Genomic DNA, 21584 nt, shown 5'->3' with positions numbered 1-21584 from the left:
TCGAGAAAAGTGAAAAACTGTCAAATGCCGGGTGCCTTCAAAGACGTGAAGCAAACGGTTACCGCTTCATATAGTTGCGCCTTCTTCCATCCGATAGCGAAAAATTGAAATCTCCTGCCATTCGGGAACATTGAAGCAAGAGATGGTTTTTTAAGTGCGGGTGTTTCAAGATGCAGCCAGTGCGTCTTTTCTTTTGAGGTCTTCATGTTTGAATCCGCCCGCCTGCCGCAGAACATGGACAAGAAAACCTTCAAGAAACTGGAGCCGCAGTTGCGCGAGGCGCTGCTGGCGGCCCAACTGCCCGTTGTCGAGAAACAGCCGTTCTCGACGATGATCCTGGTTGATGGCCTGGATGGCGCGGGCAAGGGCGAAGCGGTTGCTCGGCTCTATGGCTGGATGGATGCGCGCCATCTAGTCTGCAACGCCTATGGCGAATTGATGGACGAGGCCCGGCTACGCCCGCCGCTGTGGCGCTACTGGCGCGATCTGCCGCCCAAGGGCGAGACGGCCATCGTGTTCGGGAGCTGGTATCAGACCGTTCTGCGGGACTGGATCTACAAGAAGATCGACGAGGACGCGTTCGACAAGGCCCTGACCCGGATCCGCCGGTTTGAGGAAATGCTCGCCAACGAGGATGTGCTGATCCTGAAATTCTGGTTCTACCTGCCCAAGAAGGAACAGGAAGAACGGCTGAAGCACATCGAGAAAAAACATGCCGCGCGCCATGTGCTGGCCGACTGGGCAGCGTTGAAGCACCACAAGAAGGCGAGTGAGGCCGGCGAAAAGATCATTCTGGAAACCAGCAAGGGCTACGCGCCCTGGTTTGTCATCCCCTCGCAGGATCCCGAGTACCGCGATGCCGCGCTGGCACAAACGGTTGCCAATGCCATGAAGCTGAAACTGGAGGACGGCGAACCGCATTCGATTGCCGCACCTCCCGTGGTCGGCGGGCTGAAGCGCGAAACAGCGGTCGACACCATCGACCTGACGGAAAAGCTGGAGAAGTCGGAATACGAAGAGCTTCGCGACAAGTACCAGAAGCAACTGTCCGATCTGTCGGACATGAAGTCCCTGTCCAAGACGGGTGTTGTTCTGGTGTTTCAGGGCAATGATGCCGCCGGCAAGGGCGGTGCGATACGCAGGGTGATCCGTCCGCTCGATCCGCGCATCTACAAGGTTCACCCGATCTCGGCACCGACCGACGAGGAAAAGGCCCGCCCCTATCTGTGGCGCTTCTGGCGGCGCGTGCCGGCCAAGGGACATTTCGCCATCTTCGACCGGTCCTGGTACGAACGCGTGCTGGTGGAGCGTGTCGAAGGCTACGCCGGACACGACGACTGGCTGCGCGCCTACAATGAAATCAACGAGTTCGAGCAGGAACTCACGGACTTTGGCTACATTGTCTGCAAATTCTGGCTCGCCATTTCCGAGGACGAGCAGCTGCGCAGGTTCAAGGCGCGCGAGGACACGGCCTACAAGCAGCACAAGATCACGGATGACGACTGGCGCAATCGCCTGAAATGGGACCAATACGCCATCGCGGCCGGCGACATGATCGATCGCACATCAACCCACTACGCCCCCTGGACGCTGGTCTCCTCCGAAGACAAGCGCCATGCCCGGATCAAGGTTCTGAAAACGATCTGCGACCGGCTGGAGGAGAAGCTTTAGGAAGAAAAAGACTTCAAAACGACCCTCATCCTGAGGAGGACCGGTCAGGTCCGTCTCGAAGGATGGGCCGCTTGTACCGGATTATGCTGCCATCCTTCGAGACAGCGCTACTCGCTTCCTCAGGATGAGGACCGTATTGCTGAAGGGACAGGCGAAAATGCTGCTCAGCAAGCATCGCCAGGCATTTGAACCCGTGTGGAAGGCGGTCGATCGCGCTCAAAATTCCGACATTTTCCAGGACGCGTGCCACCGTTCTCAGAGAGCCCCAGCCAGGTAATCCATCGCCGCCTGCACTCCGCCCCGCCCATGGGGAATGCTCAGTTTCTGGAAGCCGAGTTCGATGGCTGACAACGTGCCGAGCAGCATGACGGCGTTGACGTGGCCCATGTGGGCAATGCGGATGCCCTTGCCGGACAATTCACCGATCGTTCCACCGATGGTGACGCCGCAGACTTCCTTGGTGAAGGTCCTCAGTGCCGCCACGTCGCCTTCGTTGAACCGCACAACGGTGACGGAGTTCGAGCGGGCATGCGCGTCGGTGATGTTGAAGTCGACCGCGCCCTTTTCCGCCCAGACCGCAACGGCCCGCCTGGTTGCCTCACCCAGAAGGGCATGCCTGTGCCAGGTCTTCTCCAGCCCTTCCTCGAAAATGAGATCGAGGGCCTTGTGAAAGGCGAACAGAAGGTGCTCGGGCGGGGTTCCGCAGTATTTCTGGTAGTGCTCCGGTCCTTGCCGGAAAGTCCAGTCGGTGTAGTTGGTCCGCAGCTCCGCCGTTTCATGTGCCTTGTCGGCTTTCGGGCCGGCGGCAACAAAGGAGAGGCCTGGCGGGCACATCAGACCCTTCTGCGATCCCGTCAGCGCCACATCGACACCCCAGGCGTCCATCTCGAACGGCATGCAGCCTAGCGAGGCAATGGTGTCGACCATGAACAGGGCAGGGTGTGAAGCTGCGTCGATCGCCTTGCGCAAGGCGGCAATATCATTCCAGACCCCGGAGGCCGTATCGACCTGAACCACCAGGATGGCCTTGATCTCGTGGGCGGTATCCTGTTTCAGCCGTTCTTGCAGGTGAGCAGGGTCGACCCCCTTGTCCCAGGCACCCGGCAGAACCTCGATATCGAGGTCCAGCACGTTGGCAGCTTCTCCCCAGCCAAGGGCAAAGCGGCCGGACTCCAGCACGAGCACCTTGTCGCCACGCTTCAGCGTGTTGCACAGGGCGGCATCCCAGGCTCCATGACCGTTGGCTGCGTAGATGTAGGTCTTGCCTTCGGTCCGGAACAGACGCTGCAAACCGTGCAGGCAGAACCCGGTCGTTTCCAGCAACGGGCCTTCATAAATGTCCACTGCCGGCCGGTGCATGGCCCGCAGGACTTCCTCCGGCACATTGGTCGGTCCTGGAATCATCAGAAATTCTTTGCCATTGCGAAGCGTCATGGCCGGGTCCTCGTTTGAAGGCAGATCCTGAACGGAAGGGGATGGGACGGCCTTGGCCGCCGAAAGATGTGTTGCTGTGAAAATTGCCCGCCTGCAGGCATCCGTCAAGACGCCAGTTGGTCAGCTCGCCGGATTAACATGCGCGATACGATTGTTTGTGCGACCGCGAAATAGTGTGGGAAAGAGAGCTTCGGACCGGAAACGGCTTTCACCCAGAAGCGGTGCAGGCAATAAGGGTTGGCAAGCTGCTGGAAACAATGATCTATTCGACCATGCCTTGTCGCGGGTGTGGTTACGTGTCTTCTGGTTGTAAAGAAAATGTCTTGTTTCCGTTAAGTAAATTCTCCAAGTTAGAGGCCGTTTGGTCTCGTCGTTTAGGCGTTGCAGCATGATCCTGGTTGAAGAAGGACAAAGCCCGCTGATTGTCTGCCTGCCCCATTCGGGCACGGAGATCCCGAACGCTGTCGAAAAAAGGCTGAACGCCACGGGCCGTCTTCAGGCCGATCTCGCCTGGCGCCTGGAGCGCGTGTTCGACTTTCACGGAGAGTTGAGCGCGACAGTGCTGCGCTCCACCATTTCCCGCTACGTTGTCGATCTGGACCGCGATCCCAAGACACCTGTCAGCGCTGCGCAGGATCCGACGCGCGCCTTGTGTCCCGCCACCACGCTGGATGGCAAGCGCATCTATCAGGAAGGCGAAGAGCCTGGCCCGACCGAGATCGAACAACGCACGCTGCTTTTCTATACGCCCTTCCACAAGGCCCTACGCCGCCAGATCGACCGGCTTTTGCGAAGTCATCGCAAGGTGATCGTGCTCGATTGCCAGTCCATGCGCTCGAACATCAAGGGCGTTACCGAAAATGGACTGCCGCTGGTCAGTATCGGCACGGCGGGCGGAAAGTCGTGTGATCCGGACCTGCGCAATGTACTGGTCGGCTCGTTCAAGGGGCGGGAAGGGTATACGGTCAGCGTCGATGAGCAGACCCAGGGTGGTTTCATCACCCATACGTTCGGTCGACCGGACCGCGGCCTGCATGCGATGACGCTGCTGCTGGCACAACGCTCTTACCTGCGCCATGAGTCACCGCCTTTCGAGCCGGACAAGGTGCGAATGGCCCGTCTGACGGCCGTCCTGCAGGATGCAATGACCCGGCTGGTGGACTGGACGTCGGTGGGCGGTGCCTCATCTGGTCAGAACCAGGTTGAAAGCCTGCCCTTGCCGGTGGAAGAGCCTCTGGTGGAGACGATGGACGCTGAAGACAGCGGCAGCAACTCTGGCCCGGTTACCGACAATGCCGAAGCGTTGACGGAAGGCGCGGCAGAAATCCCGGACGATATTTCGGCGGAAACGCCTGACGCGGCACCGGAAAAGGCGGAGATCAGCCCCGCCAATCCATTGACCCTGCCCAAGGTATCCAGCGCCCAGACGAGCAAGGTCGAGGACGGACCTGTCACGCCCTTGCTGGTGGCCGAGTAAGCTTCAGACGGTCAGACCACGTTCTTTTCGATAATCGGTGTTCCGGCAGCCAGCCGGTCGAACGCCAGCGGCGAGAGATCCAGCGTCTGATAGCCACCTGTCACGACCAGTTCCGCAAGGCCGCGCCCAACCGCGGGTGACTGCTGCAGACCATGTCCTGAAAACCCGAGTGCCAGATAGAACCCGTCCAGCCCCTGCACTGCGCCGACAAAGGCGTTGTGGTCGAAGAGGTTCATGTCATAGCAGCCGGCCCAGGCGGCTCCCGGCCGGATTGCCTCGAAAGCGGGAACGCGCGTTGCCAGTGTCGGCCAGATATGTTCTTCGAAAAGGCCATAATCGACGTCGAAATCGTGGCAGTCCGGATCGCGATCTTCAGGCGGCGCCGAACCGCAGATGTAGCCGGTGCCTTCCGGGCGCGCGTAGGTGCCGTTCGGATCGATCAGCAGCGGAAAACGCTCCAGCTTGTCCTTGCATTCAAAGGTAAAGACGCAGCGCTTTTTGGAAACGATCGGAACGTCCATTCCGGCCTGACGGCAAAGCTCGGCTCCGCCGGATGCACCGGCGCAGTTGACGACGACAGGTGTCGACAGTCTCTCGCCCGTCGATAGCTCAACGCTCCAGCCGCCATTGCCGTCGGCTGCCACTCTGGCCTTTGCGGCAATGTAGTCGACATCCAGCGACCGGGCCTTCTTGCGGAAGGCCTGCATCAGGCCGTAGCCGTCGAACCAGCCTTCGCCTGTAACGCCATGGCAGCCTGCGGCAAGGTCGGAAACCTCCAGCCAGGGGAACTTCGCCTTGAGACCGTCCGGGTCAAGAAAAGCGATATCCGCGCCGAGCTGCTGCTGCAGGCGGTGATTTTCCTGAAGGATATTGAGCTTGTCGGGCGTTGCCAGGAACAGGTAGCCACCCTCGTGAAGGTCGATAGCGGGCCTGTCGCCGTTCACGTTGAGCGCTGCTCCGATCTCCCGCAGAAAGCGGATGCCGTAAAGCGAAATCTCGATGTTGATGGCGCTGGAGAACTGCTGGCGAATGGACGCTGCCGACCGCGCGGAGGCGCAGGTTTCATAGGCGGGATCCGCCTCGATAACGACGATGCGTCCGGAAAAATCGTCGCGCATGGCCAGGTGGCAGGCGACGGACGAGCCCATGACGGCTCCCCCTACGATGACGACATCCGCAGTCTGGTCCGCCATGGAGCCTCCTCAAGCGCTGTCAGGAAAAACAACGGGCCTGCTGACGCAAACCCTTTTCAAGAGAACCGAACGAGAGACGGGCGGCTTGGCCGCCCGCTTCAAATGTCATGACTTCAGGGTCTTAGAAGAACGCCTGCAGGCCGGTCTGCGCACGGCCGAGGATCAGCGCATGAATGTCATGCGTGCCTTCGTAGGTGTTGACCGTTTCCAGGTTCTGGGCGTGGCGCATGATGTGGTATTCTTCCTGGATGCCGTTGCCGCCGTGCATGTCACGAGACTGGCGCGCGATATCCAGGGCCTTGCCGCAGTTGTTGCGCTTGATCAGCGAGATCATTTCCGGCGCCACCTTGCCGGCGTCGAACAGCTGGCCGACACGCAGCGCTGCCTGCAGGCCGAGCGTGATTTCGGTCTGCATGTCCGCCAGCTTCTTCTGGAAGAGCTGGGTCTGAGCCAGCGGGCGACCGAACTGTTCGCGGTCGAGGCCATATTGACGGGCGCGGGTCCAGCAGTCTTCTGCAGCGCCCATTGCGCCCCAGGCAATGCCGTAGCGTGCGCGGTTGAGGCAGCCGAACGGGCCTTTCAGGCCGGAAACATTCGGCAACAGGGCATCTTCGCCCACTTCCACACCGTCCATGACGATTTCACCGGTGATGGAGGCACGCAGGGAAAGCTTGCCGCCGACCTTCGGTGCTGTGAGGCCCTTCATGCCCTTGTCGAGCACGAAGCCGCGGATGGCACCGTCGTGAGCTTCCGACTTCGCCCAGACGACGAAGACATCTGCGATCGGAGCGTTCGAGATCCACATCTTCGAGCCGGTCAGCTTGTAGCCGCCGTCGATTTTTTCCGCGCGGGTGCGCATGCCGGCCGGATCGGAACCTGCATCGGGCTCGGTGAGGCCGAAGCAGCCGACAAATTCGCCGCTCGCCAGTTTCGGAAGGTATTTCTGGCGCTGTTCTTCCGAGCCGTAGGCATAGATCGGGTACATGACCAGCGAGGACTGCACGCTCATCATGGAGCGATAGCCGCTGTCGACACGCTCGATCTCGCGGGCAACGACGCCGTAAGCGACATAGGATGCACCGGCGCAGCCGTAGTCTTCCGGCAGGGTGACGCCCAGAAGGCCGAGTTCACCCATTTCGTTGAAGATGCCCCGGTCGGTCTTTTCCTCGCGGTAGGCTTCAATGACGCGCGGCAGCAGCTTTTCCTGGGCAAATGCGCGAGCCGTATCCTGGATCAGCTGTTCGTCTTCCTTCAGCTGGTCGCGCAGGTGAAACGGGTCCTGCCAGTCGAAGGAGCCGCCACCGGCCGGTGAGGACTTAACATTCGCGGGTGCGTTCATGGTCGTGTCTCCCAGGCCGTGATCCGGCCAATGATGTGCGGCCGCTTGACGGCCAGGGTCATTCTATTTCCTCTAGTCTTGCCTCAAATCCGTTTGCGTAAAAGCGAAACCTCGTCCATCATTCATGACGAAATGGAATGAAGTAGGGGAATTTGCCATGCGGCGCGCCTTCGTCCCGCCGGCAGACACGCTGATCGCGTTCGAATGTGCCGCCCGGCATTTGAGCTTTACCCGCGCCGCGGAGGAACTGCACCTGACGCAGGGCGCAGTGTCCAAGCAGGTTCGCCAGCTGGAAGACAGGCTGGGCGTCGAGCTGTTTCGGCGGGTTCGCCAGCGCATTGTCCTGACCGACGCAGGCCGGATCTACCTTCACGATATCCGAGGAGCGCTGGAACAGATGACCGCGGCCACGCGGCAGGTGATGTCCTATGCCGGCAGTGCGGACGTTCTCAACCTCGCGGTTCTGCCGACCTTTGGCACCCGCTGGCTGGCACCGCGGATTGCCGATTTCGGGCGCCGCTATCCGGATGCTGGCCTCAATCTGAGTGTGCGCCTGCAGCCGTTCGATTTCGACGAGGAGCCGTTTGACGGCGCCATTCACCACGGCGACCCGGTCTGGGCGGGGGCGATCGCCGAACGGCTGTTCGACGAGGAAGTCATCCCCGTTGCCTCACGCGTCTTTCGCGATCGGCACCAGATCCGCACACCTGCCGATCTTGCCCGCGTGCCGCGCCTGCAGCTTGCAACACGCCCGCTTGCCTGGCGGCAGTGGTTTGAGCTTGCAGGCGTGGAAACAGATGCCGCCTTCCAAGGCGCGCGTTTCGAACAGTTCGTCATGATCTCCGAGGCCGCGATCCACCACGCTGGGGCCGCGCTGATCCCGCGTTTTTTCGTAGAGGCGGAATTGGCCTCAGGACGTCTCGTCCGGCTTTTCGACCTCTCCCTGTCACAGCAGACGGCGTATTATTTCGTTTATCCTGAGGGCCGGACGATGCGGCCGGTGGTGTCTGCATTCCGAAAATGGCTGATGGAGGAAGCCCGCACCGCACGGACGCGCCGGGAAACCATGCTGCCGGGCTGAAGCAGGCGTCAAGACAGTGCGTCCGGCACGACGGTTCCCTTGGTCCCGACTTTTTAGCGATCGGCAGAAATTGAAACCGGCGGGCACATGGCCCACTTTTCAGCGGAACGATTGCACCTTGCCGGCGTTTTGCTCAAAGGCACCATTCGGAGAGACCAGTCCCGCTTTCAAACTGCCATAGCCCGGCCCCGGGTTATGATCTGCTGCCATGCCTGATGGCAATTTTCCCTGCTCGTGTAGGAAAGCAGCAGGGACAAGGAGACGTAATTGGAAAAGCACCATCTGCGCCTGATCCTCAATGGCAAGTCCGCCGGCCGCGACGATGTCCGCAGTGCGGTAGAGGCCGTACGGTCCATGGGCCACAATGTCTCCGTTCGCGTGACCTATGAGGCCGGCGATGTCGAGAGACTGGTTCGCGATGCCCTGCGCGATCACGAGAGCGAGCGGATCGACACGCTTGTCAGCGGCGGAGGCGATGGCACCTTGAACGAGGTTCTGGATGCGGCCCTGCATGATTTGCCCGAAGGGGAAAAGCCTCCCTTTTCATTTGCGGTTCTACCTCTTGGAACGGCAAATGACTTTGCCAATCACATTGGCCTTGATCCGGCGGATATCACCTCCTGCCTGAGGTTTGCCGTGCGCGCATCCGCCAAACCGACCGACATTGGCGAGGTCAACGGCTGTGTGTTCATCAACATGGCAACTGGCGGCTTTGGTTCACAGGTGACATCACAGACCGACCCGAACCTGAAGCGCGTTCTTGGCGGGGCTGCCTATCTCTTCACAGGTCTGCAGCGGTTTTCGGAACTTTCGGCCTGCGAAGCACGTATCGAGGCGGACGATTTCTCCTGGGAGGGCTCGTTCCTGGCCCTCGCCGTGGGCAATGGCCGCCGCGCTGGCGGCGGCATTCGGCTGTGCCCCGATGCCAAGCTTGATGACGGCTTCCTCGATCTGACCATCGTTCCCTTCCCGCAGACGGGCAAGGTGATCGACCTTTTGTCGGTGCTGCTGGACAGCGGCGTTGACGACATCAACGGCGGCCCGATCCAGCGCAAGGTGCGCAATCTGAAAATCGAGACCCAGCAGCCCGTGCAGTTCAATCTGGACGGCGAGCCGATGAATGGACAGTCTTGGCAGATTGGGATAAGGCACCACCAGATCGACCTCAGGCGCTGACGGTCGCCGCGCCCGGCAGCAGGCTGAAACGACGTCTTTCCGTCAGCCGTGCAAGGTGCGGGAAGGCGCAGGGCACGGCTTTCAAGAGACGGACAGCATGGACGAATACCAGCTCAAGAATTTCCTCAAGTTCGCGCCTGCCAGGCTGGGGCTGGTGCCGAAAAAACACCTGCTCGTCCACATTCCCAAGAACGGCGGCATGTCGGTGCGCCATGCCAAGGCGCTGGAAGGCAATCTGGTTCTCGCCAACCGGCGCCGCCTGAAAAGCAAGGCTTATGCAAACGCGCTGATGACCTTCATGAAGGATCGCGGGCTTCATCCGGGCTACGAACATGCCCGGCTGCGGGATATCGACATTTCGGTGCGTGCTGGCACGGTGCCTTTTGCGGTCGTGCGCAATCCCTGGGCACGGACTTTTTCCAGATTCAAGTTCTACCTGCAGACAAGCGGATCCCACGAGGCGGAATTCGATCTGACAGTGAAGGGGTTCGAGGAATTTCTGGAGACACGCCACGAGTGGGGCAAGGTTGATTTTTTCTGGCACCGCGCCTCGCTCGGCTGGTACCCGCAAAGCGACTATGTGATCGACGAGAGGGGGCAGGTGGCGGTCAATATCCTGCGTCAGGAAAAACTGGGTCCGGAACTGGCAAGATATCTTGGGGCAGATGACACGCTCGAACAGCGCAACATCTCCCGCAATGCCCGTGCCGACCAGCGAAAATTCTACACCGACAGGAATATCGGGATCGTCGCCGACTGGTACAAAACCGAAATCGAACTGTTCGGCTTCGATTTCGATACGCCGGCAACACGGAACGTCTTTTTCAGCTGACCTCAAGTGCGACAGTATTTTGTGCGCTTGAAGATGCGCCTTACTCTGTCCGGCTCCAGACGCTGTTTCCATCGATAACTTCCTTGGTTATCCCAAGTGCATCGCGGTGTTCCCGGCCGATGTCGATCGCCACATAGTCTCGCCGCGCGCCGATGAACCTGTTCCTGAATTGTGCGGTAAAGGCATTCAGATCTGGGTTCATGTAGTTCAGCTGTTTTTCCGGATCGAGTGTCTCATCCATCAGCTCGGCACATCTTGCAGCGAAATCGCTGCGCAGGAAGGAGGGGCTGGTTCCGAAGATCGGCCGCTTCTTGTTGAGACCCTTGCCGAGATCCATTCCGAGGAATGTCCTGCGGCCGGGTTCATAATGATAGAAGTACCGGTAGCCCCAGTTCTTTTCCCGGGTCATCAGGCTGATCTGGCGAACGTCGCGTGTCATTGCCTTTCTGACTTCTTCGGGACGGACATCCCGGTTCAGCACCCAGTCGTCTTCCAGGTGGAAGCACCAGTCCGCAACCGGCTGTCGCCAGAGCCAGCGGATTGCTTTTGTAAAGTGAGGCTTGTCAGGCTTGCGGGTGACGACATTGGCAAAATGCTGTTTGCAGATCTCCTCGCAGGCATCAACCTCCACAGGCCCGCCTTCAAAGGGATCGATGTTGACGTAAAGCGTTCCGATCTCGAAATGCCTGAACAACCGCTGTGAAAAGCTTGCCAGAGTTTTCTCCAACAGCTCAGGCCTTGCCCCCGAAACGAGGAGTACGTCGATTTTCACTGCGTCTGTCATCAAACCTGTCTGCAAATGAAGCCGGAAGTGACCACCTTTAATCCACCCGTACTTGAAATCGCCTGAATGGGTCCGGCGGTTCGTTGCCGTCGCGGTTATGCCAAGCCATCAGCTCGAACGCCAGCGATCTTTGACCTGCGCGCTGCCATATCATTATGACTTTTGCTGTTGCCAGTGCATGTTCAACGCACTCGGAGGTCAGGGTTCTCTTTCTTTTGATTTTGGAACCGACTATAACGCCCGGATTATTCGGCGCACATTGGGGCGGTCAGACCACTGCGATTGCCCCACCGTTTGCGAACTCTGTCAAACACCAGCGCCGCGAAAATGAAACTCACGTCCGCATTGCTTCTTGAAGAAGCACTCACGGAACTGGATTGAGACAAAAGGGTACGATGCAAAAAACAGCTCTCATCACGGGGATCACTGGCCAGGACGGCGCCTATCTCGCAGAACTGCTGCTAGAGAAAGGCTATACGGTTCACGGCATCAAAAGACGGTCATCATCGTTCAACACAGGACGGATCGATCATCTCTATCAGGATCCGCACGACCGTGATGTGAAGCTGCACCTGCACTATGGTGACATGACGGATTCCACGAACCTCATCCGCATCATGCAGGAAACGCAGCCGGACGAAGTATATAACCTCGCCGCGCAGAGCCACGTTCAGGTATCCTTTGAGACCCCGGAATATACGGGAAACGCGGACGCCCTCGGTACTCTGCGCCTGCTCGAGGCCATCCGGCTTCTTGGATTGAGCGAGAAAACGCGCTTCTACCAGGCCTCCACGTCTGAGCTCTACGGAAAGGTTCAGGAAGTTCCGCAGTCGGAAACCACTCCTTTCTATCCAAGAAGCCCCTATGCCGCGGCAAAGCTCTACGCCTATTGGATCGTCGTCAACTACCGTGAAGCCTACGGCATGCACGCCAGCAACGGCATCCTCTTCAACCACGAAAGCCCGATCCGCGGCGAAACCTTCGTGACCCGCAAGATCACCCGGGCCGCCGCCGCGATCAAACTGGGCCTTCAGGACAAGCTCTACCTTGGTAACCTAGACGCCGAACGTGATTGGGGGCATGCAAAAGACTACGTCCGCGGCATGTGGCTGATGCTGCAGCAGGACAAGGCGGATGATTATGTTCTGGCGACTGGGGAAAAACACTCGGTTCGCGAATTTGTCGAGCAGGCCTTTGCTGAACTAGAGATCAATATTCGCTGGGAAGGACGCGGTGTCGACGAGCAAGGCTTCGACACGAAAACCGAAAAAGCGGTGGTCGCGGTCGATCGACGCTACTTTCGACCAACGGAAGTCGATCTGCTGCTCGGTAATCCAAAAAAAGCGAAAAAGGCACTTGGCTGGGCCCCTACGACACCATTTCGCGACATGATTAAGCAAATGGTTCGAAGCGATCTCAACTCCGTGTCGGAAGACTCGAAGAAAGGGTCTCAAGCGTCTTGGATAAAAACTGGTTGAGTACCATGGGTGGCACAGCGGAATCCGGACAAACGCTGCCGACTCCGTTTGCCCTAGCGGGTAAAAGTGTGTTCGTCGCAGGCCATACAGGGATGGTTGGTAGCGCGATCGTACGGCGCTTGAAGTCCGAAGGCTGTGAAATCGTGACGATTTCCAGCAGGGACTTGGATCTGCGCAGGCAGGCGGACGTCGAAAAATGGATGTCGCAGATCCGCCCGGAGGTGGTATTTCTGGCGGCGGCAAGGGTCGGCGGTATCCTAGCAAACAGTACTAGACCGGCCGAATTCCTGTTCGACAATTTGATGATTGAGGCCAACGTGATTCACTCGGCTTATCAGTGTTCAGTCGATAAGCTCGTGTTTCTTGGGTCTACGTGCATCTACCCCAAGATGGCGCCGCAACCGATCCGAGAAGACAGCCTTCTTTCGGGTCCACTAGAGCCGACAAATCAATGGTACGCGCTCGCGAAGATTTCGGGCATTAAGCTCTGTGAAGCATACCGTTTGCAATATGGCTGCGATTTCATTTCTGCACAGCCGACCAATCTCTATGGGCCAGGTGATAACTATGATCTTAAGTCAAGCCATGTGTTGCCAGCGCTTTTGCGAAAAGCGCATGAAGCCAAAACGACTGGCAAGGAAACTCTGGAGGTCTGGGGAGACGGTTCCCCTTTGCGGGAGTTCCTTCACGTAGATGATTTGGCGGACGCTGTTGTTTTTCTGGCCAAGTACTACTCTGACCCTTTGTCCGTGAATATCGGCACTGGGAAGGAAATCAGCATTAGGCGACTCGCAGAATTGATCTGTGAAGTTGTTGGTTTTAAAGGAGGGTTGTCATTTGATGAGAGCAAGCCAAACGGTACACCACGAAAACTGACAGATTCCTCGCGGCTAAATGAATTGGGTTGGAACAATGTACGGCCGCTAGCCGACGGCTTGCGCGAGACCTACCTGGATACCTTTGTTGAAGAAAATTTTGGTGTCCGAAAGTCATGAGTGCCGAGCAGCGTTATCCCAAGAGTTCAAAACTTCTAGTCGTTGAGCCGAAACTGATCAGAAACCGTGGCCATCATCACACTCAAATCGCCGCGCTAAAGGCTTTGTTTCCCGATCATCAATTGCACCTGATAGCTGGCGAAGGTTACGATGGATTTGTCGGAGAAGCCGCAGCCACGTTATCTGCGGCTGAGCTTGCGAAGGCGAAACTTCGATGGCGCTTCAGGCACGGTAGTCTGCGACAAAAAGTGGATGTGTTCTTGCGATCTGTCTTTCGGGGAAATATCGCGTTTTATCCGTCATCTCCCTTCGGACGTACAATTGAGCAAGTGTGCGAGCGATTTGAATTTAACGCGGATGACATGGTGATCGTTCCGTCCGCAAATCTGGACGCGTTGGAGTCGATTGCCGATTTAGTTTCAAAACTTGGCGAAGAATCGCCGCAGATTATTATGCGCTTTTTGGATCCGACTCTTGGCGACCCAAAGGGGCGCCGCCGAGTTCGGCGAATGAATGTGCTTCAAGAAGGGATCCGAACCTCTTCTAAAATTCGCTTGTTCAGCGAAACTTATGAACTTGCGGATTACATGAGGAATCAATTCGGCCTGTCTGTTACCAGTGGCTTTTACCTGACATGCAGCGTCAATCCACTGGAGCCAACTCCCAAAGCATTGGATCGATATGACACTTTTCGCGTAGGTTTCCTCGGTGCATCTCGACCAGGCAAGGGTTACGAGCGAGCAGAAGCTATAATACAAGAACTGTCTTCGATGCTTGCTGGATGCTGCCTGGGTCTGCCGGTTGAAATCTTGCTCCAAGGGGCGGACGAAGACTACGCCGATGGTGGCGTTTACGCCTTTGCAAAAAACTCTCCCTCAAAGGCTGAAAATCTGCGCATCACGTGCATTTCAAATCGCCTCGAGCCTGTGGATTTTGAAGAGTTGTTCCTGTCAACGGATGTGATCGTTTTACCTTACGATATAAGCATCTATGGGCTTCAGGGATCAGGCCTTGTTCAGGATGCTGTAGCCGCACAAAAGATCATCGTGCATTCGAAAGGCATTTCCATGCAAGATTTTCTCTCGCATGGAAATGCATGTGCTGTGGTTAGTAACCGCGAATTTTCAGAGGCTATCCTTGAAGTGGCAATAAACCAATCTAAGTACAAAAACGGGTGTATAACCGCCAAGAGTTATTTCAGAGATCTCTTGATTAATCATCCATTACTGTATTCAAGTTAGATTTATTTTATTTAACTCATGTTGGAATGGCTATCTGGGTAAATGTCTCCGCAACACGCTCAATATCCGTGCGCGTTAGATTGTGATGATTCGGCAAGTATATGCCGAAGTCATGGACTTTGTCGGCATTTGGTAGAGCCAATGCACCCTGCGTTTTTAGCCAAAAGGGATGGCGCGCGATGTTCCCACAGATGAGAGGGCGACACTCAATTGACGCTGCCTTGAGTACCTCAAAAACTTCCATTCGGTTCTTTACGAATGTTCCATATGCAAAAGAAGACAATATTTTGGTATTACTTGCTTGTGTAAAGTAACCATCTAGCAATTCTGAGTAATGCTCAAAGTTTCTGCTCCGAATTTTTGTTATCTCGTCGAGCTTCTTTAGTTGCGATCTTCCAATGAATGCCTGTAAGTCCGTCGATCTAAGATTGTAACCAGGATAATAAAACGTATATAAGTTCCGGAATTCATCGACCTGATACTGATATGTCAGAACATCTCGTCTTTCTGGGGACAAATCGCGAGACCAACCGTGTGATCTTAAAGACAGCATTACCTGATGTAGGTCGGAATCGTCCGTTACCACCATGCCGCCTTCAATCGTTGAAATGTGGTGCCCGTAATAAAAGGAAAATGAACCGGCCACCCCAATTGTACCGAGCTTCTTATCCTTGAATACACTACCAAGTGCCTCGCAGCTATCTTCCAGCAAAATAACATCATGGCGCTTACAGATAGCGAGGATTTCGTCCATATGATTAGCGTGTCCTAGGACATGACACAGCATTAGAGCAGATGGTTTTTCTTTCTCGCAAATCTCTTCCAGATGCAAAAGATCAAGCCCAAGATTAGCCGGGTCACAATCGCATAAGAACACTTCTAAGCCTAGTTGCAATAGTGGGGCGACGGTTGTAACCCAGCTAACAGACGCAGCGATGACTTTGTTATTTCTAAGCCGGCTTGCCTCTTTAAGCGCAGCGATCATTAAAAGATTGGACGAGGAACCTGAATTTGTGAATACCGCGTATTTGCTTCCTATCCAATCACTGAATTCCTGTTCAAAATCAACCGTTTGAGTTGATTTTGTCAGTCTGTTTCCTTCGAGTATCCAGTCGCATAGGGTGATGAGTTCTTGCCGAGAGATCGTGTCTTCAGCGAGCATGATCGATTTTATTGCGTCCGTCACCTTTGTATTAAGCCCTTCAGTTTCCGGATCTTTTTTAGGAGTTTGAGTTCTTTGTAATAGCGTTTAACTTCTTTGTACGCATCATTGATTTTAATTTTTTTTTCAGGGTCCGATTTGGCATCAATTGTAATCGATCGTGGATGTGCCTGAAATGTGGCAAGTGCATCTTTTACAAAACCCAACTTCTGATATCTCAAGAGAGATAGGAGTGTGACCAAACAATCGGGTCCGACGCCGTGATATTCGGCCTCGGACATTGGCAATCGCCCCTGGTAAAGGGCATCAATCAAAATCTGTTTCCGATAGACTGCGGCACCCGGAGAAATCAGAGAGGAGAGAATCTTTTTTTCAAGCATGCCAACGGGATACGATCCGGTTTCCGGCAGCCAGTCATCAAACTGAATGTCGATGACTTGTTTGGTGTTTTCCAGGACGATCCTCGCTGCGGAGAAGACGAATCCAGTTTCTGGATCAAATCGCTGTAGGCATTCTTCTATAAATGTCTCCTCAATCCAGTCGTCATCAAATTGAAGGTGCACGAATTCGGAACTTGCGTGCAGCACTCCTTCCAGCCAGCAAAAATGCGGACCGAAATCTCGTTCTCGCCGGACATAGGTGATGGCTTCCCCAAATGAACCTGCGACTTTGGGGGTATCATCGCTTGACCCGTGATCAACGACAATCACTTCGCATTCTACTGTCTGGTTCAGAGAGGTCTGAATGGCTTTCGGCAACAAATGAGCCCGATTATATGTCGGGATAACGATGGAAGCTTTGGCTTGTTTCATATCAGTCTTGCGCCGTGCCAGAACCCAAAATAGAAGTCAGCAGTGTTGTGTCAGCTACGAGGGTGTTTGACACCCCCTTGGGAACAATTTCAAGCTCCCGGTAGCTCAGTGATTGAACAAAATCGCGTATTTTCGTAGCCTTGCCGGAGGCAACGTTTATAATGCCTTCAGCGCGCTTTATGATCAATCGGGCGATCAACTCGGCTGCATCCTCGGCAGCAAGAAAGTCCCTAACGCTATTGGCCCCCATCAACTCAAACGGTTTGGTTAGATCCTCCTCACGCAAGCGTCGTTCTATGTTCGGGCGAAGGTAACTGCCAGTTTGCTCCGCGTCATGAATTGAAAAGAGCCTTCCAATGCACAATGGAATGTCGGTTGCAGAGCATACGTCACGTGCAAGAATTTCGCCCATGAGTTTAGTTCTGCCATAAACAGTATGCGGATCAGTTTTGCTGGTTTCGGATACAGGCTCTGAGCTTGGAGCGTAAACATGTGAGGTAGAGCATTGAAAAAAATATGGTTTCTGCTGGAATTCTATTAGTGCTTTTAGCACATTTAGTACGCCAAACGCATTGACGGTATACGCTTCTTCTGGATGACTTTGGACTTTTAACACTTCAACAACAGCTGCTAAGTTCACAACGAGATCTACCTGACCCAAGTCCTTTATAGTAGTGCTGATATCAGTATTGGAACGAATGTCACCTAAAAAAACCTGGCAAGTGACAGATGGCGAAAGCAAGTTCAGTTTTCGAACAAAATGTCTTCCAACTATCCCACGACCACCCAATAACAAAAGATTTGGCATTTGAATACGTTTGTATGTCTACAGAAGTTATTTTTTAACGGGATGAAAGATCGCTCGAGTACGATCCAACCTTACTAGATGGTGACTCGTTCATCGTCAACGATTTATGAGAAAATAGCGTTCCAGAAGATTGCTGGTAATTTAGGGTTTAACGTAATTTTGCATTGCTTGAGGTCATTTCTTTCTAAGTTGAATTATTAATAGCCTCTGAAGGCCCGCCTGTATCGCTTTCGCGATTTTCGCATGTATGTCCCCTACGTCCCTCTCACCAGTTTCTAATCGAGCCAAGGTGACTGGAAAGGTCAGTACGATCGAGTTTCTATTGAATATAGGAGGTCGCTAACTACAATTGTGCTCAGCCGATTTCGATTACTTGGCAAATCGCAGGAGGCTTGTGCTCGGGCAGATAGTCTATGGCATCAACCTGCCTTGGCGCTAGAGTTGCCGACGCTACTTGCTCGACTTTAGCAAAATATCCTGTACCATTTACAACGCCACAAGCTATCGTGGCGGGGCCGATAGTTGCAAACTGCACGAAAGTTTTGCTGTGTTTTCAATCTTCAAGCGTAGCCGGCGCCAGATAATGTCCAGCACGCAAAGATACTCTCTACGCAAAGCTTATCTATTGTTGTTGTCCATGAATACAAAACATATTGGCTCAAGCTAGGCTCGGTTTCAAACAAACCCTCTCGTGTGTGCTTTGTAGAACCGTGTTTAGTATGTTGGCCAAGCTAACTTTTTCAATTTTTTGGTGTGACGGGGCAATAAACAGCTGAAATGACCTGGTAGGCATCCAGGCCAAAAAGGTATCATGTATGTTCTCCATGATTTCCAATACAGTCATGTCTGGTCGCGCCACCGTTAGATAATCGATGTCATTACGATCAGCCTCAAGTGCGCCGCGCAGTGAACTGGACCTTTTTTGCGAGTTTGATGTATTCTTAGTGTCGATACCGTCCAATTGACGGGTCGCCTTCGTGCCTCAAACCCGCTCAACCGCAAGGCAACGAGATTTCCCATCTGTCACAAAGGTAATCATTTGCCTGTGTAATTTAGCTGAATTATTTCAATATTACGAGAATTAAGATCCAAGAGATGCAAAAATTCCTTACTTTCCAAGGAGAGTGATTTATTGTGACACGATATTGGGAGTTTCGTTTCAGAGAGTTTGGCTATGAATTGCTTGTTTCCCAAAAGCTCTGCCCATCAATAACTTGCTTGGTAATACCTTTTTTACTGCGGTGATCACGTCCAATATCGATCGCTACATGGTCTTTACGCGAACCAATAAAATGATTTCGGTACTGAGAAGTATATTCGCTAAGAGGCTCGTTAATTTTGTTGAGTTGTTTTTCAGGGTCGAGGCTTGGAGTCATTAACTGCGAGCATCTATTAGCAAATGTAGATTTGACAAATGATGGACTTGTCGTAAAAATGGGACGACTTTTATCAAGTCCACGCCCAATATCAATTCCGAATATTTTGCGTCTATTTGGCTTATAGTGATAGTTTGATCGAAACTTCCACATTTTCTCTTTCGTCATGAATGAAATCTGCATTACTTTGGATTTCATCGCAGAAAATATCTCATCTTTTTCGACTTTGCGGCTTAGGAGCCAGTCATCTTCAATGCTTAAGGCCCATTCAGTTTGAGGTTTGGACCAAAGCCATTGTACAGCCTTGGTAAATTGTGGCGATGTTGGCTTGTTTGCGTGTACTTTCTTAAAGTAATTCTTGCAAAGAATTTCGCACGCGTTAATCTGTTCGATGCCTCCTTCGAACGGATCTATATTTATGTAGCAGTCATTGATTTCGATATTGGAGAATAGATTTTTCTCAAAGCTATCCAATGTAGCCTTGAGTAGTTCTGGTCGTGCGCCAGAAACAATTAGAACATCAAAGGAATTCTTTTTATCTTGGCCGTCGAGTGTCATCTTTTGCCTTTTTAATTGCGCGGCTCAAAAAGTGTCGAGAGGTAATTTTGACAAATAGAGTCCTCAGACCACCGCTTTAGAATTTCTTCGGTTGCGCCTCTTACAAGACTTTCTCTTAATTTGCTGCTGCGAATTACCTCAGCAATAGACCCCACCAGCCCGTCGACATCCCCGCAGGGCGACAGCAGCCCGGTCTTGCCGTGGTCGATCAGCCAGCTTGGGCCGGGCGAGGCGGTTGCGACAACGGGCAGCCCGCCGGTCCAGCCTTCCAGGACAACGTTGCCGAGCGGTTCTTCGTCGGTCGGGCACAGCAGGATATCGGCAGCCTTCAGGAAAGGCGAGGGGTCGCGTTGCCAGCCGAGAAAGTGGACACGGTCCTGAACGCCGAGGTTTGATGCCAGGGCCTTCATGTCGGACATCAGCTCACCGTCGCCGATCAGCCAGGCATGAACGGTCTCCGGCAGGCCGGCGACCGTTTGAATGGCAAGGTCGAAGCGCTTGCGTTCGACGAAGCGGCCAAGGTGGATCAGCACCGTGGCGTCTTCGGGCGTGTTGTAGTCTGCCCGGTCGACCGGCTTCAGATCCGTGGGCAACGGATCGACAAAGTTGCTGATCACATGGGCACGTTCCGCAGGCCAGCCCATTTCGATGGCCTGGCGAATGATCTCCGGCGTGTTGCCGATCAAGTCCTCGACATTGCCATAGGTGTGAAAGCCGTCCGGCCAGTCGCCAAGGCGCAGGAAGGTGCGCATGCTGGGGCCGGGTTTCGGCATCCATTTGCTGGCCGGGCTCATCCAGCCCATGGTGGAACGCGCGCCGAATGCCTTGATCTGGCGGGCGATGTCCCAGCGGATGACATGGCGTTTCAGGTGCGAGCGGCTGAAGGTCATCTCGCGCACATCGCAGTGTCTGGCAAGGTCATCGCGCCAGGGCCGGTCTTTTCGGATGAAAGCGATCTGCTCCACGCCCCGCCGGGCAAGGGCGCCTGTCAGGCGCACGAAGAACCGTTCTGCCCCGCCATCAACGCCAAGATGAATGTGGGCGAGTTTTTTCGGCTGCATCTGCGTGTCAGTGACCATCGATCACATCGTAGTAGTTATGCGCCCGGCCCAGAAGTCCGCGCAGGTTGCCGGAGCCTTTCATGAGACGGATCAGACCATAGTAGAAGAGTTTCTCGCCACGCTTTCTGGCGAAGGGTTTCAGCACGAAACCGACGATTGTCGCCAAGAGGCCGAAGAACATGCGCCGCAGGCTTTTGGGAATGAAATGCAGGGCAGCTTTCAGCCGGCCTTCGCGCAGCACGATGTTGAACGCGCCGGAGGTTGCCGCCATGTGCATGCGGCTCAGCAGGCGGCCGGTGGTGACGCGTGAGGCCGGAATGTCCTCCTCGACGAAGGCATCATCCACCCAGATCATCTTTGCGCCCGCCGCGTGGGTGCGGCGGAAGAAGTCGATATCCTCGCTGCCGAAGGTCAGGCGTTCGTCGAACCGCAGGCCAAGACCGTTCCGCGCGATGATACGTCCGCTCAGCAACACGTTGTTGGTCGGTGCTTCGGTGATGATCGAGCCGGTCGGCCGCGGCTTCAGAAGCTGCGATTTCCACCAGTGCGGGGCCGGCTTTTCATAAATCCGGCGCACGGGGCCGTTGGCGACTTCGGCCTTGTGTTCCAGGCAGGCGGCCAGAAGTTTCTCGATCCAGTCCGGTTCCGCGCGTTCGTCGTCATCGATCAGCGCCACCCAGTCCGGGGCGTGTTCCAGTGCCGCGTCCAAGGCCGTGTTGCGGGCAAAGGGGATGCCCTTGCGTTTTTCATGATGGAAGAAAACCGGCAGAGACAGCCTCTTCTTCACGTCTTCTGCTGCAGCACCTGTGAAATGCGGCACGGGATCGTTTTCCACAACGACGATCGCCATCTGCGTGTTCGCGGGCGCGATCAGATTGTCGAGGCTATCCAGGCACGCCTGCAGCATTTTCGGCCGCTGCGCGGTGCAAACGGCAATGACCAGTTTCTGGGTCATGAAGGGGTCTCAACCATTCCTCTTGGGTTGGGCAGGGTTTGGCGCATGTGCCTGCCGCTGTCAAAGGGTTTCGGGAAAAGCCATCCGAGGAAATTGACCTTTCCAGCGCGTCAGCCGCGCGCTAGGCTTCTCCTTCAACCCTTTGAGGGAC

General features: G+C 55.1%; 19 protein-coding genes. 8 read left to right on the top strand and 11 right to left on the bottom strand.

Features of this window, described 5'->3' with window-relative positions:
• Positions 1-20 precede the first annotated feature (20 nt).
• Positions 21-206 (bottom strand): hypothetical protein, encoded by a 186-nt coding sequence (locus tag FIU93_RS04505; RefSeq protein ID WP_139314197.1) that lies wholly within the window; start codon positions 204-206, stop codon positions 21-23.
• Here FIU93_RS04505 and pap point away from each other — a divergent pair.
• Entirely contained in the window at positions 205-1671 is a 1467-nt protein-coding gene (gene pap, locus FIU93_RS04500; protein ID WP_075283379.1) for a polyphosphate:AMP phosphotransferase, read from the top strand. The two genes, FIU93_RS04505 and pap, sit on opposite strands and share 2 nt — an antisense overlap.
• Positions 1672-1926: 255 nt before the next feature.
• Here the strand turns inward: pap and FIU93_RS04495 are convergent, their stop codons facing one another.
• Positions 1927-3105 (bottom strand): aminotransferase class V-fold PLP-dependent enzyme, encoded by a 1179-nt coding sequence (locus FIU93_RS04495; protein WP_152504937.1) that lies wholly within the window; start codon positions 3103-3105, stop codon positions 1927-1929.
• Between the two features lie 388 nt (positions 3106-3493).
• Between FIU93_RS04495 and FIU93_RS04490 the strand changes: the two genes are divergently transcribed.
• Entirely contained in the window at positions 3494-4582 is a 1089-nt protein-coding gene (locus FIU93_RS04490) for an N-formylglutamate amidohydrolase (protein WP_152504936.1), read from the top strand.
• A gap of 11 nt (positions 4583-4593) precedes the next feature.
• Here the strand turns inward: FIU93_RS04490 and FIU93_RS04485 are convergent, their stop codons facing one another.
• Together FIU93_RS04485 and FIU93_RS04480 are read right to left on the bottom strand one after the other, a co-directional pair.
• Entirely contained in the window at positions 4594-5775 is a 1182-nt protein-coding gene (locus FIU93_RS04485) for an FAD-binding oxidoreductase (protein ID WP_152504935.1), read from the bottom strand.
• Between the two features lie 121 nt (positions 5776-5896).
• Positions 5897-7114 carry an acyl-CoA dehydrogenase gene (locus FIU93_RS04480; protein ID WP_152504934.1) on the bottom strand — a complete coding sequence of 406 codons (1218 nt, stop codon included), beginning with the start codon at positions 7112-7114 and terminating at the stop codon, positions 5897-5899.
• A gap of 157 nt (positions 7115-7271) precedes the next feature.
• Between FIU93_RS04480 and gcvA the strand changes: the two genes are divergently transcribed.
• The 3 genes from gcvA (at position 7272) to FIU93_RS04465 (ending at position 10203) form a co-directional block, all read left to right on the top strand.
• Positions 7272-8195: a transcriptional regulator GcvA gene (gcvA, locus tag FIU93_RS04475; protein ID WP_152504933.1), complete on the top strand. Its 924-nt coding sequence runs from the start codon at positions 7272-7274 to the stop codon at positions 8193-8195.
• Positions 8196-8462: 267 nt separating this feature from the next.
• Complete coding sequence (gene yegS, locus FIU93_RS04470) at positions 8463-9371, top strand: lipid kinase YegS (protein ID WP_055656966.1); 909 nt, start codon at positions 8463-8465, stop codon at positions 9369-9371.
• Between the two features lie 97 nt (positions 9372-9468).
• Positions 9469-10203: a hypothetical protein gene (locus FIU93_RS04465; RefSeq protein ID WP_055656968.1), complete on the top strand. Its 735-nt coding sequence runs from the start codon at positions 9469-9471 to the stop codon at positions 10201-10203.
• A 40-nt stretch (positions 10204-10243) separates the two neighbouring features.
• On the opposite strand, the gene FIU93_RS04460 is transcribed toward FIU93_RS04465, so the two are convergent.
• Positions 10244-10987 carry a hypothetical protein gene (locus tag FIU93_RS04460; protein ID WP_152504932.1) on the bottom strand — a complete coding sequence of 248 codons (744 nt, stop codon included), beginning with the start codon at positions 10985-10987 and terminating at the stop codon, positions 10244-10246.
• Between the two features lie 395 nt (positions 10988-11382).
• Here FIU93_RS04460 and gmd point away from each other — a divergent pair, with 395 nt between their 5' ends.
• From gmd to FIU93_RS04445, 3 genes are read left to right on the top strand one after another with little or no spacing between them, the layout of a single operon-like run.
• Positions 11383-12465, top strand: a complete 1083-nt coding sequence (gene gmd / locus FIU93_RS04455; protein ID WP_055656972.1) for a GDP-mannose 4,6-dehydratase — start codon at positions 11383-11385, stop codon at positions 12463-12465.
• Between the two features lie 5 nt (positions 12466-12470).
• Positions 12471-13460, top strand: coding sequence for a GDP-L-fucose synthase (locus FIU93_RS04450; protein WP_055656974.1), 990 nt, complete (start codon positions 12471-12473; stop codon positions 13458-13460).
• The gene (locus FIU93_RS04445) at positions 13457-14701 is read left to right on the top strand and encodes a hypothetical protein (RefSeq protein ID WP_152504931.1); all 1245 of its coding nucleotides are present in this window, start codon (positions 13457-13459) and stop codon (positions 14699-14701) included. The genes FIU93_RS04450 and FIU93_RS04445 overlap by 4 nt, the downstream gene beginning before the upstream one ends.
• A 16-nt stretch (positions 14702-14717) precedes the next feature.
• On the opposite strand, the gene FIU93_RS04440 is transcribed toward FIU93_RS04445, so the two are convergent.
• The 6 genes from FIU93_RS04440 to FIU93_RS04415 form a co-directional block, all read right to left on the bottom strand.
• Positions 14718-15863: a DegT/DnrJ/EryC1/StrS family aminotransferase gene (locus FIU93_RS04440; protein WP_055659238.1), complete on the bottom strand. Its 1146-nt coding sequence runs from the start codon at positions 15861-15863 to the stop codon at positions 14718-14720.
• Positions 15864-15883: 20 nt separating this feature from the next.
• Complete coding sequence (locus tag FIU93_RS04435; RefSeq protein WP_152504930.1) at positions 15884-16675, bottom strand: glycosyltransferase family 2 protein; 792 nt, start codon at positions 16673-16675, stop codon at positions 15884-15886.
• A gap of 1 nt (position 16676) precedes the next feature.
• The gene (locus FIU93_RS04430; RefSeq protein WP_082444582.1) at positions 16677-17483 is read right to left on the bottom strand and encodes an NAD-dependent epimerase/dehydratase family protein; all 807 of its coding nucleotides are present in this window, start codon (positions 17481-17483) and stop codon (positions 16677-16679) included.
• A 1172-nt stretch (positions 17484-18655) separates the two neighbouring features.
• Entirely contained in the window at positions 18656-19417 is a 762-nt protein-coding gene (locus FIU93_RS04425) for a hypothetical protein (RefSeq protein WP_152504929.1), read from the bottom strand.
• Positions 19418-19428: 11 nt separating this feature from the next.
• Positions 19429-20496, bottom strand: a complete 1068-nt coding sequence (locus FIU93_RS04420; protein WP_152504928.1) for a glycosyltransferase — start codon at positions 20494-20496, stop codon at positions 19429-19431.
• Complete coding sequence (locus tag FIU93_RS04415; RefSeq protein ID WP_152504927.1) at positions 20486-21433, bottom strand: glycosyltransferase; 948 nt, start codon at positions 21431-21433, stop codon at positions 20486-20488. The genes FIU93_RS04420 and FIU93_RS04415 overlap by 11 nt, the downstream gene beginning before the upstream one ends.
• Positions 21434-21584 lie beyond the last annotated feature (151 nt).

The sequence above is a fragment of the Labrenzia sp. THAF35 genome (genome assembly GCF_009363595.1).
GTDB classification, from domain to species: Bacteria; Pseudomonadota; Alphaproteobacteria; order Rhizobiales; family Stappiaceae; genus Roseibium; species Roseibium algicola.
This window is presented reverse-complemented; position numbering and strand designations above follow the sequence as displayed.

Coding starts and splice junctions, on each gene's coding strand:
- pap (WP_075283379.1), top strand. CDS start 205: ATGTTTGAATCCGCCCGCCTGCCGCAGAACATGGACAAGAAAACCTTC.
- FIU93_RS04505 (WP_139314197.1), bottom strand. CDS start 206: ATGAAGACCTCAAAAGAAAAGACGCACTGGCTGCATCTTGAAACACCC.
- FIU93_RS04495 (WP_152504937.1), bottom strand. CDS start 3,105: ATGACGCTTCGCAATGGCAAAGAATTTCTGATGATTCCAGGACCGACC.
- FIU93_RS04490 (WP_152504936.1), top strand. CDS start 3,494: ATGATCCTGGTTGAAGAAGGACAAAGCCCGCTGATTGTCTGCCTGCCC.
- FIU93_RS04485 (WP_152504935.1), bottom strand. CDS start 5,775: ATGGCGGACCAGACTGCGGATGTCGTCATCGTAGGGGGAGCCGTCATG.
- FIU93_RS04480 (WP_152504934.1), bottom strand. CDS start 7,114: ATGAACGCACCCGCGAATGTTAAGTCCTCACCGGCCGGTGGCGGCTCC.
- gcvA (WP_152504933.1), top strand. CDS start 7,272: ATGCGGCGCGCCTTCGTCCCGCCGGCAGACACGCTGATCGCGTTCGAA.
- FIU93_RS04465 (WP_055656968.1), top strand. CDS start 9,469: ATGGACGAATACCAGCTCAAGAATTTCCTCAAGTTCGCGCCTGCCAGG.
- FIU93_RS04460 (WP_152504932.1), bottom strand. CDS start 10,987: ATGACAGACGCAGTGAAAATCGACGTACTCCTCGTTTCGGGGGCAAGG.
- gmd (WP_055656972.1), top strand. CDS start 11,383: ATGCAAAAAACAGCTCTCATCACGGGGATCACTGGCCAGGACGGCGCC.
- FIU93_RS04450 (WP_055656974.1), top strand. CDS start 12,471: ATGGGTGGCACAGCGGAATCCGGACAAACGCTGCCGACTCCGTTTGCC.
- FIU93_RS04445 (WP_152504931.1), top strand. CDS start 13,457: ATGAGTGCCGAGCAGCGTTATCCCAAGAGTTCAAAACTTCTAGTCGTT.
- FIU93_RS04440 (WP_055659238.1), bottom strand. CDS start 15,863: ATGCTCGCTGAAGACACGATCTCTCGGCAAGAACTCATCACCCTATGC.
- FIU93_RS04435 (WP_152504930.1), bottom strand. CDS start 16,675: ATGAAACAAGCCAAAGCTTCCATCGTTATCCCGACATATAATCGGGCT.
- FIU93_RS04430 (WP_082444582.1), bottom strand. CDS start 17,483: ATGCCAAATCTTTTGTTATTGGGTGGTCGTGGGATAGTTGGAAGACAT.
- FIU93_RS04425 (WP_152504929.1), bottom strand. CDS start 19,417: ATGACACTCGACGGCCAAGATAAAAAGAATTCCTTTGATGTTCTAATT.
- FIU93_RS04420 (WP_152504928.1), bottom strand. CDS start 20,496: ATGGTCACTGACACGCAGATGCAGCCGAAAAAACTCGCCCACATTCAT.
- FIU93_RS04415 (WP_152504927.1), bottom strand. CDS start 21,433: ATGACCCAGAAACTGGTCATTGCCGTTTGCACCGCGCAGCGGCCGAAA.